Genomic DNA, 15296 nt, shown 5'->3' on the forward strand with positions numbered 1-15296 from the left:
CGGCGGCCCGGCGGTGTCCAGGTGCGAACGAGGCCGGGTCGGCGGTGGGTGGGATTCACGTCACAGCGCCCGCAGCCGCCGCGCGATGACCGCGACCTCGGACTCCGCACCGGACGCCACGTCGATGACCAGGTCGTACGCCGCATCCTGGTCGCAGTCGGCGAGATCCACGCCGTGCAGCGCGAGGAAGGTCACGGCCGCCAGCCACGCGGCACGCTTGTTGCCGTCGATGAGGGGGTGGTTGGCGGCGATCGCGTGCAGGAGGGCGGCGGCCTGCTCGTGGACGTCGTCGTAGGCAGCCGTGCCGAACATCCGGGCGCGGGGCCGGTGCACGGCGGATGCGAGCAGACCGGGCGCCCGCGCCTCGGGGGCCCGCCCGCCGAACGCGATCCGCGCGATGTCCGTCACCTCGGCGACGGTGAGGTGACGAGTCGGGTGAGTGGGGTCAGTGGGGTGGTGGCTCATTCCCCAAGCCTCCGCAACAGGTCGGCGTGGGCTCCGGCGAGCCGCTCGGCCGCGCCCCGCACCCGCGCCTCCTCCGCACGCAGCCCCGCCCGTACGGCGTCCAGCGCGATGTCCTCCGGCCTACGACCGGTGGCGTCCGCGAGGTCGTCCAGGGCGTGGCTGAGATCCGGGGGGAGGGTGAGGGGCTGCATAGGCAGGGAGGTTAGGAGAAGGACGGTTCAACGGCCACGGGATTTCCGGGTTTCGGGGATCAGGGGTCCCGGGGTTCTGGGTCCCGGGGTTTACCGTCGTCGCTCGCGCAGCCGGGTGGTCACCCATGCCCCGAACAGCGCCACGGCCGCCATCGGCAGGAAGACTGCGACGAAGGCGGCCGGATGCGAGGCTCCACCGACGGTCGCGTCGGTCGCCGCATGGGCCACGGTCCCGCTCCCGCCGCCGAGCGCCGCGAACGCCGCACCCCCCGCAGCCAGCAACAGCGCATTGGACAGACCATCGGCGATCTGCAGCCCGGCGGAGTTGGCCCCCGCCTCCTCGGGGGCCGAGAGCTGGAGCAGCAGCACACTGGTGGAGGAGATGACGAGCCCCATCCCGAAACACCCGAACGCCCAGGCGACGGCCACGGTCCAGGCGGGCACGGAGTGGACCAGCACACTGGGCGCGGCAGCGATCGCGCCGGCCGCCAGCACCATCCCGAGCGCCATCAACCGCTCCCGATACGGCTCCACCCGCGACCGCGACTGCACCCACGACCCCAGCGCCCAAGTAGCGCCCCCGGCGGCGAGCGAGAACCCGGCAAGGGTGGGACTCAGCCCCCGTTCGGTCACCAGCATCAACGGCACGAAGGACTCGGCGGCGATGAACGAGCCGGCGGCGAGCCCGCGCAGCAGCATCACGGACGGCAGCCCCCGGGCCGCCCGCCACGTCCCGCGCGGCAACAGCCCGAGCACGGCGGGCACGAGCAACGCGACTCCGACCGCCCCCGGCAACAACGAGACCGGACGCAGATCCTGAGCGGCGTACTGAAGCAGCCCGGCCCCGAGGGAGATGGCGAGAGCCAGCCGGATCCGCCGCCGATCGAAGGAAGCCGCGGGGACGCCCTCCACGGGCCCACCTGCCCGCCGCCGTATCTGCGGCAGGGCGAGCCCGAGCGGGAGGACGACAAGGATCGGTATCCCGAGGAAGACCCACCGCCACCCGAACTGCTCGGTCACCGTGCCCGCGGCCAGCGGTCCCACGACGGACGGCACGACCCAGCAGGCGGCGAACGCGGCCATGATCGCCGGCCGCAGCCGCTCCGGATAGGCCCGCCCCACGACGACGTACAGAGCGACGATGACCAGCCCGCCCCCGAGCCCCTGCACGGCCCGCCCGAGGATGAACACCCACATGTTCCCGGCGCTCCCGGACAGCACCAACCCCGCCGCGAAAGCCGTGATCCCACTGCTCAACGCCCCGAGCGGCCCCCGCCGGTCCGACCACTGCCCCGCGAACACCATCCCGAACAGGCTGGTGGTGAAGTACCCGGAGAACGCGAACGCGTACAACGACACCCCGTCGAGCTCCCGCGCGGCCACGGGCATGGCGGTCCCCACAGCGGTCGCCTCAAAGGCGATGAGCAGCACGACGGAGACGATCCCGACGCTGAGGGCCCGATAGGAACGCCCGAGAACGCTCTCCTCGACAGGGTCGTATGCGACTGCGACACGGGTGTCGCGAGGTTCCAGGGCGGTCATGGTCGCCAGCGTAAGGTCCACGACCGACGTTGACCCCTGTCGGAAGACGGGACACGACCGGGCCATTGGTCCTACGCCCACGCCCCCGTCTCCCCCGTTTCATGAACGGCGTATGGCAGTCCCGTTGCAGCCCCAGCGATCCCCTTGAGCCCCTCTCCACCCCGCCCGTACGGTCTGCATACCGAGTTCGGAACGGAGTTCGAAACCTCCACCCCGACCTGGCCGTGTGCCCGAGTGGCTTAGGGACTCGCCTGCAAAGCGAGTTACGCGGGTTCGATTCCCGCCACGGCCTCTGACCGGCCCGACCAGACGAAACGAAAGGGCGGCACCCTCGACGGGTGCCGCCCTTTTGCGCGTCCGTCTCAGCACGCCCCACGCGTGAGAAGGTCGACCATGCGGGTATCCATCGACACCCGTCCCGGCGGGACCGCGTGTCAGGCGCACAGGCCGCCGCCCGCCTCGTCCTCGAACACCCCCGGCCAGTACCGTCGGCCGTCGTCCGTGGGGATGCCGGGGGCCGGGGTCGGGTCGCAGGCGACCGGGTCGACCGCGGCCAGGGTGCGTGACATCGCCTCGGCCAGCTGGTCGTAGGCCTCGGTCAGGTCGTGCACCGCGTCCAGGGCCCGCTCGCGCCGTATCAGCCAGAGGGTGAACGCCAGGGTCGAGATGTCCGCGTTGAGCGGGCGCAGGCCGAGGTCCGGCTCGCTCCAGCTCAGCACCGCGCCCGTGACGCCGTCGACGACCAGACTGGTGTCCTCCAGGAGACGGCCCAGGCGGATCAGGCGGTCGGCGTTCGCCGGGAGGTGTGCCCCGGTGCGGCCGCTGTCGTCCTCCGCGCCGTACTCGGCGAGGGTCTGCAGCGGCATGTCCGTCTCCAGCGAGAACCAGACGACCTCCTCCGGCAGGCCCACCTCGCGCAGGAAGCGGCGGGTCGGGGCGTGCGTGAGCGCCTTCGGGAAGTCGACGTCCTCGAAGCGGACGATCTCGCCGGAGCCGAACTCCTCGTCCAGCAGGCGGACCGGCAGGTCCAGGGCCAGGCCGGACCTGGTGCCCGGGCCGGCCACCAGCGCGAGCGGGCGGATCACCGCGGCCAGCTTCCAGAAGAGGCCCGGCTCCTCGCTCGTGCCGCCCGTCCGCTGCGCGCCCGCCTCGAACACCGCCAGCAGCTGGCGGGACGCCTCCGCCACCGCCTTCGGGCCGAGCCGGCCCGCGTAGGAGGCGAACTGGCCGCGCAGGGCCGCCAGTTCGTCCACCGCCGTCGCGCAGCGCACCAGCTTCTCCAGGGAGGGTGCCAGCGGGCGGGTGTCCATCAGGTCGAGGCGGTCGTGCAGGAAGTACGTGGTGGAGATCTCGCCTGTCATCCCGTCGAGCAGGACCGACTCCCTCTCCCGGCCGTCGGCTCCCAGGATTCCGCCTATCACCAGCCGGTCGCGCAGCTGTGCCGCGAGGCGGCCGCCGGGGTCGTCCGTGGAGTCCGCGACCGTGCGCAGCCCGTCCGTGCGCAGCGCCTCGAACGTCAGCAGGCCGCCGTCGCCCGGGACGCCCGGCAGGCCGGGGCCGGTGAGCCAGCGGCGCGTCGGTGCGTGCGTGACGTACGGGTCGAGCTGGTCCTCGGTGAAGGTGATCGTCGTTGTGGCGGTGGTGGTCCTGGTCGTGCCCATCGGGTCCCCCGTGCGGAAAGTTGCGTGCGCCGTCCCACTGCTCCGCAGCCTACGCGGCACCACTGACAACGGCCCTGACCAGCGACAGCACCCAACTCACCCGCCACCGGCCCGCACTGTCGGACGTCAGAGCACCCTCGCGCGTTCCCGTCCCGCCACGATCGCCCCGACCGTCCGCTCCTACGTGAGGTACACGCCGCCGAGGACCACGACCACCGCCGCCAGTACGAACAGCAGGATCCAGCCGAGCAGCTTGCCCACGCTCGGCGGTGGCTCGTACTGGCGGGGCTCCGGCTCGGGCTCGCTCATCGGTCCGTCACCACCGCAGCCTGGGGCCTTATCGGCAGCCGGTTGACCGGGCGGCCGGTGGCCGCGCGGACGGCGGAGGCGATCGCCGCGGGCGAGGTCACCACCGGGACCGCGCTGGCCGCCTTCGCCCCGAAGGGGGCGACCACATCGCGTTCCTCGACCAGTTTGACGATCCGGATGTCCGGCGCGTCCAGGGCCGTGGGCAGCGCGTAGCCGGTGAGGTCGGGGTGGCGGATCAGGCCGCGCGGGGTGCGCAGGTTCTCGGTGAGCGCGATGCCGACGCCCTGCGTCACGCCCGCCTCGATACGGGCGGCGAGCTGCGCCGGGTTCAGGATTCGGCCGACGTCCTGGGCGATCGCGAGTTCCACGACCCGGACCGAGCCGAGCTCGATGTCGACGTCCACGACCGCGCGGATCGCGCAGAACGCGAGGCCGACGAAGGCGTCGCCCTGGCCCGCCGCGTCCAGCGGCTCGGTCGGGTGCGGCCGGCACTGGGCCGTCGCCCACAGCTCCTTGCCGTGCAGTTCCTCCGTGACGGTCGTCGACAGGACGCCGTCGTACGAGGTGATCTTGCCGTCGGTGATCTGGAGCAGTTCCGTGGACATGCCGAACTTGTGCGCCAGGGGCTGCAGGAGCTGGGTGCGGACCATCTTCGCCGCGCGTTCCACCGCGCCGCCGGACACCCAGGTGTGGCGGCCCCGGCAGCCCGCGCCCGCGGGGGGCTGGTCGGTGTCCACGGGGGCCACGTGCACCTCGTCGATGCCGAGCGTCTCCTGGACGATCTGGCGGGCCAGCGTCGTGAAGCCCTGGCCGGTCTCCACCGCCGCGCACAGGACCGTCGCGACGCCGTCCTGGACCTTCACGGTCGCCGTGGAGACCTCGTCGGCGCCCTCCGCGCCCAGCATGTGCACCATGCCCAGGCCGTAGCCCACGCCCCGGCGCACCGCGCCCGGTTCGCCCGCGCCCTCGGGGCCGCCGGGCAGCAGCCACTCCTCCTCGGGCGTGTCCTTGGGGAGCTCCGGGAGGGGGAACTCCTGGACGGCCTGGAGGAGTTCGGCGACGGGGGCCGGGCAGGTCACCGTCTGGCCGGTCGGCAGGACGTCCCCGGTCGCCATGACGTTGCGCAGCCGCAGCTCCGCCGGGTCCACGCCGAGCTTCTTCGCCAGCTTGTCCATCTGCGCCTCGTAGGCGGCGCACACCTGCATCGCGCCCTCGCCGCGCACATGGCCCGACGGCGGGTTGTTCGTGCGGACCGCCCAGCCCTCGATGAAGGCGTTCGGGACGACGTAGGGGCCGCAGGCGAAGGAGACGGCGGCGGCCAGGGCCTCGGCGGAGGTGTCGGCGTACGCGCCCGCGTCCAGCAGGATCTGCGCCTCGACCTTCACCAGCCGGCCCTCGGCGTCGGCGTGGTGGCGGTAGCGCAGCAGCGTCGGGTGGCGGTGGACGTGGCCGAGGAAGGACTCCTCGCGGGTGGCCGTCAGCTTCACCGGGCAGCCGGTCTTCAGGGCCAGCAGGCCGAGGGGGAGCTGGAAGCCCTGGTCCTCGCGGTCGGCCGTCGCGCCGGGCACCCCGGTGACGACGATCTTCACCCGTTCGGGTTCGAGTCCGTAGCAGGCGGCGGCCGTGTCCCGGTCGTTGTGCGGGTCGGTGGAGGCCAGGTACAGCTCCACGCCGCCGTCGGGACGGGGCACGGCGAGGCCGGCCTCGGCGCCGACCGGGGCGGGGTCGGCGCGGCCGATGCGGTACTGGCCCTCGACGACGACCTCGCCGGCCGCGCCCGGGTCGCCGTGGTGCAGCGGGATGTGCCGGATCAGGTTGCCGTCGGGGTGCAGGGGCTCCGCCTCGAAGGCCAGCTCCGGGTCGATCACCGGGTCGAGTACTTCGTACTCGACGATGACGGCGGCGGCGGCCATCCGCGCGGTGTCCGGGTGGTCGGCGGCGACGGCCGCGATGGGCTCGCCGTGGTGGCGCACGACCTCGGAGGCGAACACGGGACGGTCGGCCCTGCCGCGGCCGTGCACCGGGCTGCCCGGCACGTCCTCGTGGGTGACGACGGCCCGTACGCCGGCCATCTCACGCGCGTGGGACGTGTCGATGGACACGATGCGCGCGTGCGGGTGCGGGGAGCGCAGCACGGCCGCCCACAGCAGGCCCTCGGCCCACAGGTCGGCCGCGTACGGGAAGGTGCCCTCGGTCTTCGCGCGCGCGTCGGCGGGCTGCAGGGACGCGCCGAGCCCGTGCGGGATCGGCTCGGGGGCGGGGGCCGCCTCCACGGCGGTCGTCGCGGTGGCTGCTTCGTTGCTCACGCCTGGCCTCCGTCCTGGCCCTGTCCGTACGCCGGGTCATGGGGGTGGGGCTGTGCCGGGTTCTCGAACGCCGACGCGTGGACGCCGCCCGCGCCGGGTCCCGCCTGGTGGGGGATGCGGGCCTCGTCCCCGTCCGTCCCCGCCTCGGCGGCGGCGTGCGCCTCGCGTTCGGCGACGACGTCCTGCACGGCCTGGAGGACGCCCCGGTAGCCGGAGCAGCGGCACAGGTTGCCGCACAGGGCCTGGCGGGCCTCCAGTTCCGACGGCGCCGGGTTGCCCTCCAGCAGGTCGTGCACGGTCATCGCCATGCCGGGCACGCAGAAGCCGCACTGCACGGCCCCGCACTTGGCGAGCGCCCGCTGCACGTCCGAGGGCTGTCCGTCCTCGGCCAGGCCCTCGACGGTACGGACCTCGCTGCCGGCGGCGGTCACGGCCGGCACCAGACAGGAGGCGACGAGCCGCCCGTCCACCTGCACGTTGCAGGCCCCGCACTCGCCCTGCGAGCAGCCGTCCTTGGCGCCCGCGAGGCCGAGGCGCTCACGCAGCACGTAGAGCAGCGACTCTCCGATCCAGGCGTCGGTGACGGGGCGCTCGGAGCCGTTGACGCGCAGCACATAGGCGGCGAGGGGGTGTTCCTCGTGGAACGGCGCCGGGGCGTCCTCGGGCGCCTCCACGGCCTCCGCGGCCTCACCGGACTCGGCGGACTCGGCGGGTTGCGGGGAGGCGACGTCCGGGGCCGCGTCCCGCTCCTCGGTCTCCGCGGCCGGTTCCGTCTGCGCGTCGGGATCCGAGGGGGCGTCGTCGTCGGCGAGGGCGGCCTCGCGGGACTCCGCAGGCTCGTGGGCAGGCTCGTGAGCGGCCTCGTGGGCGTGCTCCGGGTCCCCGTCGGCCTCCGCGGTCCGCTCGGCCTCCGCGGCCTGTCGAGCGGCCTCCAGGGGGCCGTTGGGGGGCACGGTGTACGCCTCGGCCGAGACCTCCGGGGCGAACGCGCCGCCGGGGTGCGTGTGCTGCCCGGTGTGCCCGTGTTCGTGCTGGTGCTCGCCGTGCGATTCGCGCTGGTGCTCGCCCTGCGAAGGGTCACCGTGCGAAGGGTCACCGTGCGAAGGGTCACCGTGCGAAGGGTCACCGTGCGAAGGCTCGGCGCGCGAAGGCTCGGTGTGCGACTGCTGGTGGCCGCCCGGCTCGTGGTGCGAGGGCGCGTGCTCCGGCGCGTGTCCGAAGGCGGGCGCCTCCGTCGCCGCCTGCCGTACGGCCGGGTCGGCCCCGTCCAGGGGCTGTCCCCAGGCCTGGCCCGCGGCGCCCGTCGGGTCGGCCGGGCCCGTCGCCCAGGGCGCGGGCGCGCCGCCTGGCAGGGTGGACGGGGGTGTCCCGCCCCACTGCTCGACCAGAGCCGACGCGGTGAACTCGCCCGACTCGTCGGGCAGTTCGCCGCCCGCGACGGGGATCGACCATTGGCCGGTGACGTCGTGGCCGGGGGCGGGCGCGGACTGCGCTGCGCCCTGGCCGCCTGCCGAGGTGTCCTCGAAGGTCCACTGGCCGGTCGCGCCCGGGTGGTACGAGAACCGGTCGTCGCCGACCGTCTGCGGGGTGCCCTGGGGGGCGGCCCAGTCCGCGCCGCCGGCCGGGGCCGCCCAGGCGGTGTCGTCCGGCTCGGGTGCCACCGCTATCTGCGGCGGCACGTAGCCGTGGCCCGGCGCGGCGAGCGGGCTGTTGCCGCGGCCGGCCAGGAGGGCGTCGATGCCGCCCTCGGGGAGCTTCACGAAGGCGGTCGCGCCGTCGTCGTAGTCCCCCTGGGGCAGCGGGTCCCAGCGGCCGCCGCCCTGCGGCGCGCCCTGGCCCTGCCCGGTCTCCTGTCCGTGCCCTTGGCCGTGGCCCTGTCCGTGTCCCTGTCCGTGTCCGTGCTGGTCGTCGGTCACGACAGTGCCCTCCCCAGTGCTCGTCGGGCCAGCGCGGCGACGGTGCGCCGCAGGTGCAGTACTGCGGGCGGAAGTTCCGGTACGGAGCCGTCCACGCCGGGCACCGGGTCGGGGATGCAGGCGGCGGCGACGTACTCCCCGAAGGCGTTCAGCGCCTCGGGGACGATCGTGCGGTTGTTGTCCCAGTCGATGAGCCGGGCGACCCACTGCTCGGCCTCCAGGGGCCGCAGCGGCATCGGCGCTATGGCGCCCACGGCACACCTGACGCCACGCCGGGCGGGGTCGAGGACCAGCGCCACGGAGGCGACCGCGCGGCCCGGGCCGGTGCGGCCGGTGGCCTTCAGGAAGACCTGCGGGGCGTGCAGCAGCGGCACGCGCACGTAGCCGATGAGTTCGCCGCCGCGCAGCATCTCCATGCCGGCCAGCAGGTGCGACACCGGGATCTCCCGGCGGGCTCCGCCCGAGCCCGCGATGATCAGGGTCGCTTCCAGCGCGGCCAGCACGGGCAGCGCGTCGCCCGTGGGGGCGGCCGAGGCGATGTTGCCGCCCAGGGTGCCCGCGTTGCGGATCTGCGGCGGGCCCGCGGCGCGCGCGGCGGCGGCGAGCGCCGGGATGAGGGCGGCGAAGTCGGGGCGGCCCATGCGCGCGTGCGTGAGTCCGGCGCCGAGCAGCGCGTGGCCGTCCTGGTACTGCCACCCACGGATCTCGCTGATCCGGCCGAGGCCGACGAGCCCGGCGGGCCGCAGTTGCCCGGAGTTGACGGCGGCCATCAGGTCGGTGCCGCCGGCCACCGGCACGGCCGCGGGCATGGCCGCCAGCGCCGCCACGGCCTCGTCCAGCGTTGTGGGCAGCGTGACGGCCTGCGCCGCCTGCGGTGCGTGCGTGCTCAAAACCGGCTGCCCCTTCCCGCTGCCCCACCTGGTCCCACCTGTGTTGCCGTACGGTACGTGCTGACAGGGCGGACGTGGCAACTCTGGCACATCTTCGCAACACCCGAACGCGGGGGTCCGCTAGGAGGCATTCGCCCACCTCACTGCACAGATGGTCCGTTTTCGTACGGCATCACCGGTGCGTGCGAATTGCCACTCTTCGGTGACCCTGCCGGGGTTTTTCCGTGACGCCCGCGATCACCGCTTCGAAGCCCACCCCTTCGAGGCTTCGGGCCTCACCGGTTCGGGGGCGGTCCGTCGATCGGGCGGCCGAGCACGCCGGGCCGCCGCTGCCACGGCCGGGGCCCGGACGGCGGACGGTAGCCGACGCCCAGGGCGTCGAGTCGCCCGTAGTGGGCCTGCATCCGCCGCTCGAAGCCGGCGAAGTCCCGTTCCGCCGGGGCGGGCAGGGCACTCCAGGCGACCTCGGCGAACGCGGCGAGACGGGGGAAGGCCTGGTAGTCCACGCGCGCGTGGTCCTCCATGACCTCCGTCCACAGGTTGGCCTGGGTGCCGAGCACGTGCGCGGCCTCCTGGGGCGTCAACTCCGCGGGTACGGGTTCGAACCGATAGACGTCCTCCAGGGTGCGCGCATAGCCGATCGGCACCGGCTCGTCCGGGCCGCCGTCCTGCCGGTGGTCCAGGTACACGTGCTGCTCGGGGCACATGACGACGTCGTGTCCCGCGCGCGCGGCGGCGATCCCGCCCGCGTACCCGCGCCAGGACGACACGGCCGCGCCCGCCGCGAGCCCGCCCTCCAGGATCTCGTCCCAGCCGATGAGGCGACGCCCGCGCGCGGAGAGCCACTTGTCGAAGTGGCCGATGAACCAGGACTGCAGTTCGTCCTCGTCCGCGAGTGCGAGTTCCTCGATGCGCGCCTGCGCGGTGGGCGACTGCCGCCACTGGTCCTTGAGGCATTCGTCACCCCCGATGTGCACGAACTCCGAGGGGAAGAGATCGAGGACTTCCTCGAAGACGCCCTCGTAGAAGCGCAGGGTGTTGTCAGTGGGGGCGAGTACGTTCGGGTTGATCCCCCAGGTGTCCCAGACGGAGAGGGCGGTGGTGTCCGTGGCGTCGGTGTTGCCGAGTTCCGGATACGCGGCGATGGCGGCCTGCGAGTGTCCGGGCACGTCGATTTCGGGGACGACGCTGATATGCCGCTCGGCGGCGTACGCGACGATCTCCCGGATGTCGTCCTGCGTGTAGAAGCCGCCATGCGGTCTCTCGTCCCACAGAGGTGAGGCGCGATGGCCGAATTTCGTGCGGGTTCGCCAGGAACCGACCTCGGTCAGCCGGGGGTGCCTCTTGATCTCGACGCGCCAGCCCTGATCGTCCGTCAGATGGAAGTGGAAGACGTTGAGTTTGTGCGCTGCCATCAGGTCCAGGTAGCGCAGGACGCCTTCCTTGGGCATGAAGTGCCGGGCGACGTCCAGCATGAGGCCGCGCCAGCGGAAACGGGGGGCGTCCTCGATCGTGACGTGCGGCACGGTCCAGGTGCGGTCCCGGCCGAGCGGGGCTTTGCGGTACGCGTCGGCACCCATCAGTTGCCGCAGGGTCTGGGCGCCCCAGAACACCCCTGCCGCGCTGCCGCCCTCGATGAGGACGCCGCTCCGGTCGCTGACAAGGCGGTACTCCTCGGGGCCGAGCCCGGGGTCCAGTTGGAGCCCGATGCCGTCGCCGTCGGTGTCGTCGAGTTCCCGTCCCTCGTGCAGCGGCAGGCCGGTGGCCTGCCAGAGGACGGTGCGCAGCCAGTGGCCGACGCCCTCGGTCGCGGTACCGGCGTAGATCCGGGAGTGCGCCGTCAGCCGCACCTCGTCGGAGCCGGCGGCGACCCGGCGGGGCACCGGAATCAGTGAGGTCATGGTCAGTCCTTTACCGCTCCGCCCAGCCCCGAGACCAGTCGTCGCTGTACGAGTACGAAGATGAAGGAAAACACGCTCCAGCGCCTGGGGAACGGCTTTCACGAACCCTCTCAGCATCCAGATCGCGAAGGGCGGCGAGAAGGCGATGTGGGGCAGGATCAGCGACCCCAGGGTGTTCAACTGACCGAAGTCCCCCATGAGGAAGAACAACGGGATCGTCAGCGCCTCCACGGGCACCATCCGGGCCACCAGGAACATGATCAGCAAAGTGGTCCGGAAGCGGAACCGGAATCGGGTCACGGCGGTCGCGGCGAGAAACGCGATCACTCCGGAGGCGATCACCACCGTGCCCGCCACGACAACACCGTTGAGGAAGCAGCGGCCGAATTCCTGCTGTCCGAACACCCGCCGGACGGAATCCGGAGAGGGCGCGAGCGTCCATGGCCGCGGCTCGCTCGACTCGATCTCCCCGGCCGGTTCGAAGGCGCTCAGCACCATCCATCGAAGTGCTCTCCTGCCTGGGACCGGGAGCGTTCACCGACGGCCGACTCACCCGGCACGGAGGCATTTCCCATCGGGCTCGTACGGCGCGAGGTGGCTGTTTCGCTCTGCACAGCACGTCGGAGGTCAGGGGCTGGAGCAGCGCTCCAGGAGGTCTTCCGCCATCGGCGCCAGCCCGGCCTCCGCCACCACCCTCGCCTGCGCCATCTCGCCCCCTCATGCTCCCGGCCAGGACACCGTGTGCCGTCCCGAAGGACCATACGTACGACAGCAACACACACGTCCCCCGATCCCACAGCCACCACCCCGACCAGCGACCAGAGGCACACGCGTTCGCATCACCTCCACGCAACGACAAAGGCCCGGAACACGGAAAACGCCAAAGGCCCCCGAAGCGCGTCAGAACGCGCCCCGGGGGCCTCGGAGGACCGGCGGGCTACTTCTTGTCGCCGCCCTTGCCCTTGTCGTCGCCGCCCATGCCCATGGACTCGAAGATCTCCTTGCACATCGGGCACACCGGGTACTTCTTCGGGTCGCGGCCAGGCACCCAGACCTTGCCGCACAGGGCCACGACGGGCGTCCCGTCGAGGGCGCTCGCCATGATCTTGTCCTTCTGGACGTAGTGGGCGAAGCGCTCGTGGTCCCCGTCACCGTGCGACACCTGCGGCGTCGGCTCTACGAGGGTCCCCGTCCCAGTGCCTCGCTGGGGCTGGGTCTCAGGCTCAAGAGTGCTCATGACCACCAAGGGTACTGAAGCTCACAGCCGTCAGTTGAGCGAAGGGTCGTCCGGATACGTCGCCACCATCGCCAGCTCGCTGCGCTGGCGGCGCAGCACCTCGCGCCAGAGTCTCTCGGGGGCGGGCGAGGAGACGTCGCCCGGCTCGGACTCCACGACGTACCAGGCGCCCTCCACCAGCTCGTCCTCCAGCTGGCCGGGGCCCCAGCCGGCGTAGCCGGCGAAGATCCGCAGGGAGCCGAGGGCCGAGGCGAGGAGTTCCGGCGGGGCCTCCAGGTCGACGAGGCCGATCGCGCCGTGCACCCGGCGCCAGCCCAGCGGGGCGCCGTCGACGGCCGTGCCGCCCGGGATGACGGCGACCCCGAGGGCGGAGTCGAGGGACACCGGGCCGCCCTGGAAGACGACGCCGGGTTCGCCGGTGAGGTCCGCCCAGCCCTCCAGGATGTCGCTCACCCCGACCGGCGTGGGCCGGTTGAGGACGACACCGAGGGAGCCCTCCTCGTCGTGGTCGAGAAGGAGCACCACCGCACGGTCGAAGTTCGGGTCCGCCAGGGCGGGCGTTGCCACGAGCAGCCGCCCTGTGAGCGAGGACACCTCGGTCATGCCAGACATGATCCCGCATCTTCCCGTGAAGTGGGGAGGCAATGCGGGCAAGGGCGGGCGGGGCAGGTCGGGCGCACGGGCGCGGTCCGGGCGCACGGACGGCGGGGCGGGACGGCGGTGACCCCTTGTGCCCGGTGGGGAACGGTTCGTGTTGTGACACGGCTATGACGTTCCTGGGCGGTCCTTGGGCTTACGGGACAGGGGTCGACGGCGATTACTCTGTTTCATCTGGCCCTGCCCCCGATCCCGGGCCGAACCAAGGCCCTTGCCCCCAATCCACCATCCATGGAACGCGAGATACATGACCGTCAACGGCTCTGACGACGTACTGCTTGTCCACGGCGGAACCCCGCTCGAGGGCGAGATCCGTGTCCGCGGTGCGAAGAACCTCGTACCCAAGGCCATGGTCGCCGCCCTGCTGGGCAGTGAGCCGAGTCGGCTGCGCAACGTTCCGGACATCCGTGACGTGCGGGTCGTACGCGGCCTGCTGCAACTGCACGGGGTGACGGTCCGTCCGGGCGAGGAGCCGGGCGAACTGGTGCTCGACCCGACCTACGTCGAGAGCGCCAACGTCGCCGACATCGACGCCCACGCGGGCTCCAGCCGGATCCCGATCCTGTTCTGCGGGCCGCTGCTGCACCGCCTCGGGCACGCGTTCATCCCGGGCCTCGGCGGCTGCGACATAGGCGGCCGGCCGATCGACTTCCACTTCGACGTGCTGCGGCAGTTCGGCGCGAAGATCGAGAAGCGGGCGGACGGGCAGTACCTGGAGGCCCCGCAGCGGCTGCGCGGCACGAAGATCCGGCTGCCGTACCCGTCCGTCGGCGCGACCGAGCAGGTGCTGCTGACGGCCGTCCTGGCGGAGGGCGTCACCGAGCTCTCGAACGCGGCCGTGGAGCCGGAGATCGAGGACCTCATCTGCGTACTGCAGAAGATGGGCGCCATCATCGCGATGGACACCGACCGCACCATCCGCATCACCGGTGTGGACAAGCTCGGCGGCTACAACCACGCGGCCCTCTCGGACCGCCTGGAGGCCGCCTCCTGGGCGAGCGCGGCGCTGGCGACCGAGGGCGACATCTACGTCCGCGGCGCCCAGCAGCGCTCGATGATGACGTTCCTGAACACCTACCGCAAGGTGGGCGGCGCCTTCGAGATCGACGACGAGGGCATCCGGTTCTGGCACCCGGGCGGCCAGCTGAAGTCCATCGCGCTGGAGACGGACGTCCACCCCGGTTTCCAGACCGACTGGCAGCAGCCGCTGGTCGTCGCCCTGACGCAGGCCACGGGCCTGTCCATCGTCCACGAGACGGTCTACGAGTCCCGGCTGGGCTTCACCTCGGCGCTCAACCAGATGGGCGCGCACATCCAGCTGTACCGGGAGTGCCTCGGCGGCTCCGACTGCCGCTTCGGGCAGCGCAACTTCCTGCACTCGGCGGTCGTCTCGGGCCCGACCAAGCTCCAGGGCGCCGACCTGGTCATCCCCGACCTCCGCGGCGGCTTCTCGTACCTGATCGCCGCCCTCGCGGCCCAGGGCACCTCCCGCGTCCACGGCATCGACCTCATCAACCGCGGCTACGAGAACTTCATGGAGAAGCTCGTGGAACTCGGCGCGAAGGTCGAACTCCCGGGCAAGGCACTGGGCTGAGGCCTCGGCCGGGGCCGGCGAAATCCGGCCCGGCCGGCGCTTGAGGCCATTTCTAGGCGCAACCACGAGGGGGCGGCACCCGGAATCCCGGGTGCCGCCCCCTCGTATGGCCTACGGCGCTCTCAGCGGAGCGTCACTTGCCCTTGGCCGCTTCCTTGAGCTTCGAGCCCGCGGAGACCTTCACGCTGTAGCCGGCCGGGATCTGGATCGGGTCGCCGGTCTGCGGGTTGCGCGCGGTGCGAGCGGCACGGTGGGTGCGCTCGAAGGTCAGGAAGCCGGGGATGGTGACCTTCTCGTCGCCCTTGGAGACGATGTCGCCGACGACCTCGGCGAACGCGGCCAGCACTGCGTCGGCGTCCTTGCGGGTCACCTCGGCGCGGTCGGCCAGCGCGGCCACCAGCTCACTGCGGTTCATGTTGTTACTCCCGTGTTCTTCTTGCCGTTGAGGCGTGCCACGCGGCGGAGCCGCATGTGGGGCACAGCGAAGTCGTTGTGCTCGCGCCCAGAGACGCATCCTGCCCCTACCTGCGGCGGGAAAGCCAATCCGGCACCCGCACTCAGGCGTGAGACAACCCATGTGTGTCACACGAAGGGGGCCAGGGCCTGTCCGGCCGATCATGCCGCAGA

General features: G+C 72.4%; 13 protein-coding genes, 1 tRNA gene and 1 pseudogene. 2 read left to right on the forward strand and 13 right to left on the reverse strand.

The genetic code is table 11. From position 1 onward, the window contains the following. Positions 1-60: 60 nt before the first annotated feature. The 3 genes from ACIBTS_RS25475 to ACIBTS_RS25485 form a co-directional block, all read right to left on the reverse strand. Positions 61-465, reverse strand: a complete 405-nt coding sequence (locus ACIBTS_RS25475; protein ID WP_399322389.1) for a type II toxin-antitoxin system death-on-curing family toxin — start codon at positions 463-465, stop codon at positions 61-63. Beyond that, the gene (locus tag ACIBTS_RS25480; protein ID WP_399322390.1) at positions 462-656 is read right to left on the reverse strand and encodes a hypothetical protein; all 195 of its coding nucleotides are present in this window, start codon (positions 654-656) and stop codon (positions 462-464) included. The genes ACIBTS_RS25475 and ACIBTS_RS25480 overlap by 4 nt, the downstream gene beginning before the upstream one ends. A 90-nt stretch (positions 657-746) precedes the next feature. Next, positions 747-2198 carry an MFS transporter gene (locus ACIBTS_RS25485; RefSeq protein ID WP_399322392.1) on the reverse strand — a complete coding sequence of 484 codons (1452 nt, stop codon included), beginning with the start codon at positions 2196-2198 and terminating at the stop codon, positions 747-749. 220 nt (positions 2199-2418) lie between these two features. Here ACIBTS_RS25485 and ACIBTS_RS25490 point away from each other — a divergent pair. Continuing rightward, positions 2419-2490 (forward strand) — tRNA-Cys (locus ACIBTS_RS25490). A 142-nt stretch (positions 2491-2632) separates the two neighbouring features. Here the strand turns inward: ACIBTS_RS25490 and ACIBTS_RS25495 are convergent. The 9 genes and pseudogenes from ACIBTS_RS25495 to ACIBTS_RS25535 all read right to left on the reverse strand — a co-directional run bounded on the left by ACIBTS_RS25495 (position 2633) and on the right by ACIBTS_RS25535 (position 13021). Further along, a complete protein-coding gene (locus tag ACIBTS_RS25495) occupies positions 2633-3859 on the reverse strand; it encodes an SUKH-4 family immunity protein (RefSeq protein ID WP_399322394.1) in 1227 nt (408 codons plus the stop codon). Positions 3860-4039: 180 nt separating this feature from the next. Continuing rightward, a complete protein-coding gene (locus ACIBTS_RS25500; protein ID WP_269460184.1) occupies positions 4040-4168 on the reverse strand; it encodes a hypothetical protein in 129 nt (42 codons plus the stop codon). Then, a complete protein-coding gene (locus tag ACIBTS_RS25505) occupies positions 4165-6474 on the reverse strand; it encodes a xanthine dehydrogenase family protein molybdopterin-binding subunit (RefSeq protein WP_399322396.1) in 2310 nt (769 codons plus the stop codon). Before ACIBTS_RS25505 ends, ACIBTS_RS25500 begins: the two co-directional genes overlap by 4 nt. Beyond that, on the reverse strand, positions 6471-8390 hold the full coding sequence (locus ACIBTS_RS25510; RefSeq protein WP_399322398.1) for a 2Fe-2S iron-sulfur cluster-binding protein: 1920 nt from the start codon (positions 8388-8390) through the stop codon (positions 6471-6473). Before ACIBTS_RS25510 ends, ACIBTS_RS25505 begins: the two co-directional genes overlap by 4 nt. Beyond that, on the reverse strand, positions 8387-9280 hold the full coding sequence (locus ACIBTS_RS25515; protein WP_079661930.1) for a xanthine dehydrogenase family protein subunit M: 894 nt from the start codon (positions 9278-9280) through the stop codon (positions 8387-8389). The genes ACIBTS_RS25510 and ACIBTS_RS25515 overlap by 4 nt, the downstream gene beginning before the upstream one ends. Before the next feature lie 275 nt (positions 9281-9555). Beyond that, positions 9556-11181 carry a beta-N-acetylhexosaminidase gene (locus ACIBTS_RS25520; RefSeq protein WP_399322474.1) on the reverse strand — a complete coding sequence of 542 codons (1626 nt, stop codon included), beginning with the start codon at positions 11179-11181 and terminating at the stop codon, positions 9556-9558. 75 nt (positions 11182-11256) lie between these two features. Then, a pseudogene (locus ACIBTS_RS25525) lies at positions 11257-11688 on the reverse strand (carbohydrate ABC transporter permease); the annotation flags it as partial. 430 nt (positions 11689-12118) lie between these two features. Continuing rightward, positions 12119-12418, reverse strand: coding sequence for a DUF3039 domain-containing protein (locus tag ACIBTS_RS25530; protein ID WP_180291590.1), 300 nt, complete (start codon positions 12416-12418; stop codon positions 12119-12121). Positions 12419-12448: 30 nt separating this feature from the next. Further along, a complete protein-coding gene (locus ACIBTS_RS25535) occupies positions 12449-13021 on the reverse strand; it encodes a YqgE/AlgH family protein (protein WP_099936761.1) in 573 nt (190 codons plus the stop codon). A gap of 301 nt (positions 13022-13322) precedes the next feature. On the opposite strand from ACIBTS_RS25535, the gene murA reads away from it, so the two are divergent. Then, on the forward strand, positions 13323-14669 hold the full coding sequence (murA, locus tag ACIBTS_RS25540; RefSeq protein ID WP_319672465.1) for a UDP-N-acetylglucosamine 1-carboxyvinyltransferase: 1347 nt from the start codon (positions 13323-13325) through the stop codon (positions 14667-14669). Between the two features lie 133 nt (positions 14670-14802). On the opposite strand, the gene ACIBTS_RS25545 is transcribed toward murA, so the two are convergent. Further along, entirely contained in the window at positions 14803-15084 is a 282-nt protein-coding gene (locus ACIBTS_RS25545; RefSeq protein WP_004000874.1) for an HU family DNA-binding protein, read from the reverse strand. Positions 15085-15296 lie beyond the last annotated feature (212 nt).

This window comes from Streptomyces sp. NPDC050121 (assembly GCF_044460385.1).
Taxonomy (GTDB): domain Bacteria; phylum Actinomycetota; class Actinomycetes; order Streptomycetales; family Streptomycetaceae; genus Streptomyces; species Streptomyces soliscabiei.

What these genes read in the sequence shown, in the direction of transcription:
- ACIBTS_RS25480 (WP_399322390.1), bottom strand. Translation starts at nt 656, where the DNA reads ATGCAGCCCCTCACCCTCCCCCCGGATCTCAGCCACGCCCTGGACGAC.
- ACIBTS_RS25495 (WP_399322394.1), bottom strand. Translation starts at nt 3,859, where the DNA reads ATGGGCACGACCAGGACCACCACCGCCACAACGACGATCACCTTCACC.
- ACIBTS_RS25485 (WP_399322392.1), bottom strand. Translation starts at nt 2,198, where the DNA reads ATGACCGCCCTGGAACCTCGCGACACCCGTGTCGCAGTCGCATACGAC.
- ACIBTS_RS25545 (WP_004000874.1), bottom strand. Translation starts at nt 15,084, where the DNA reads ATGAACCGCAGTGAGCTGGTGGCCGCGCTGGCCGACCGCGCCGAGGTG.
- murA (WP_319672465.1), top strand. Translation starts at nt 13,323, where the DNA reads ATGACCGTCAACGGCTCTGACGACGTACTGCTTGTCCACGGCGGAACC.
- ACIBTS_RS25475 (WP_399322389.1), bottom strand. Translation starts at nt 465, where the DNA reads ATGAGCCACCACCCCACTGACCCCACTCACCCGACTCGTCACCTCACC.
- ACIBTS_RS25520 (WP_399322474.1), bottom strand. Translation starts at nt 11,181, where the DNA reads ATGACCTCACTGATTCCGGTGCCCCGCCGGGTCGCCGCCGGCTCCGAC.
- ACIBTS_RS25530 (WP_180291590.1), bottom strand. Translation starts at nt 12,418, where the DNA reads ATGAGCACTCTTGAGCCTGAGACCCAGCCCCAGCGAGGCACTGGGACG.
- ACIBTS_RS25500 (WP_269460184.1), bottom strand. Translation starts at nt 4,168, where the DNA reads ATGAGCGAGCCCGAGCCGGAGCCCCGCCAGTACGAGCCACCGCCGAGC.
- ACIBTS_RS25535 (WP_099936761.1), bottom strand. Translation starts at nt 13,021, where the DNA reads ATGACCGAGGTGTCCTCGCTCACAGGGCGGCTGCTCGTGGCAACGCCC.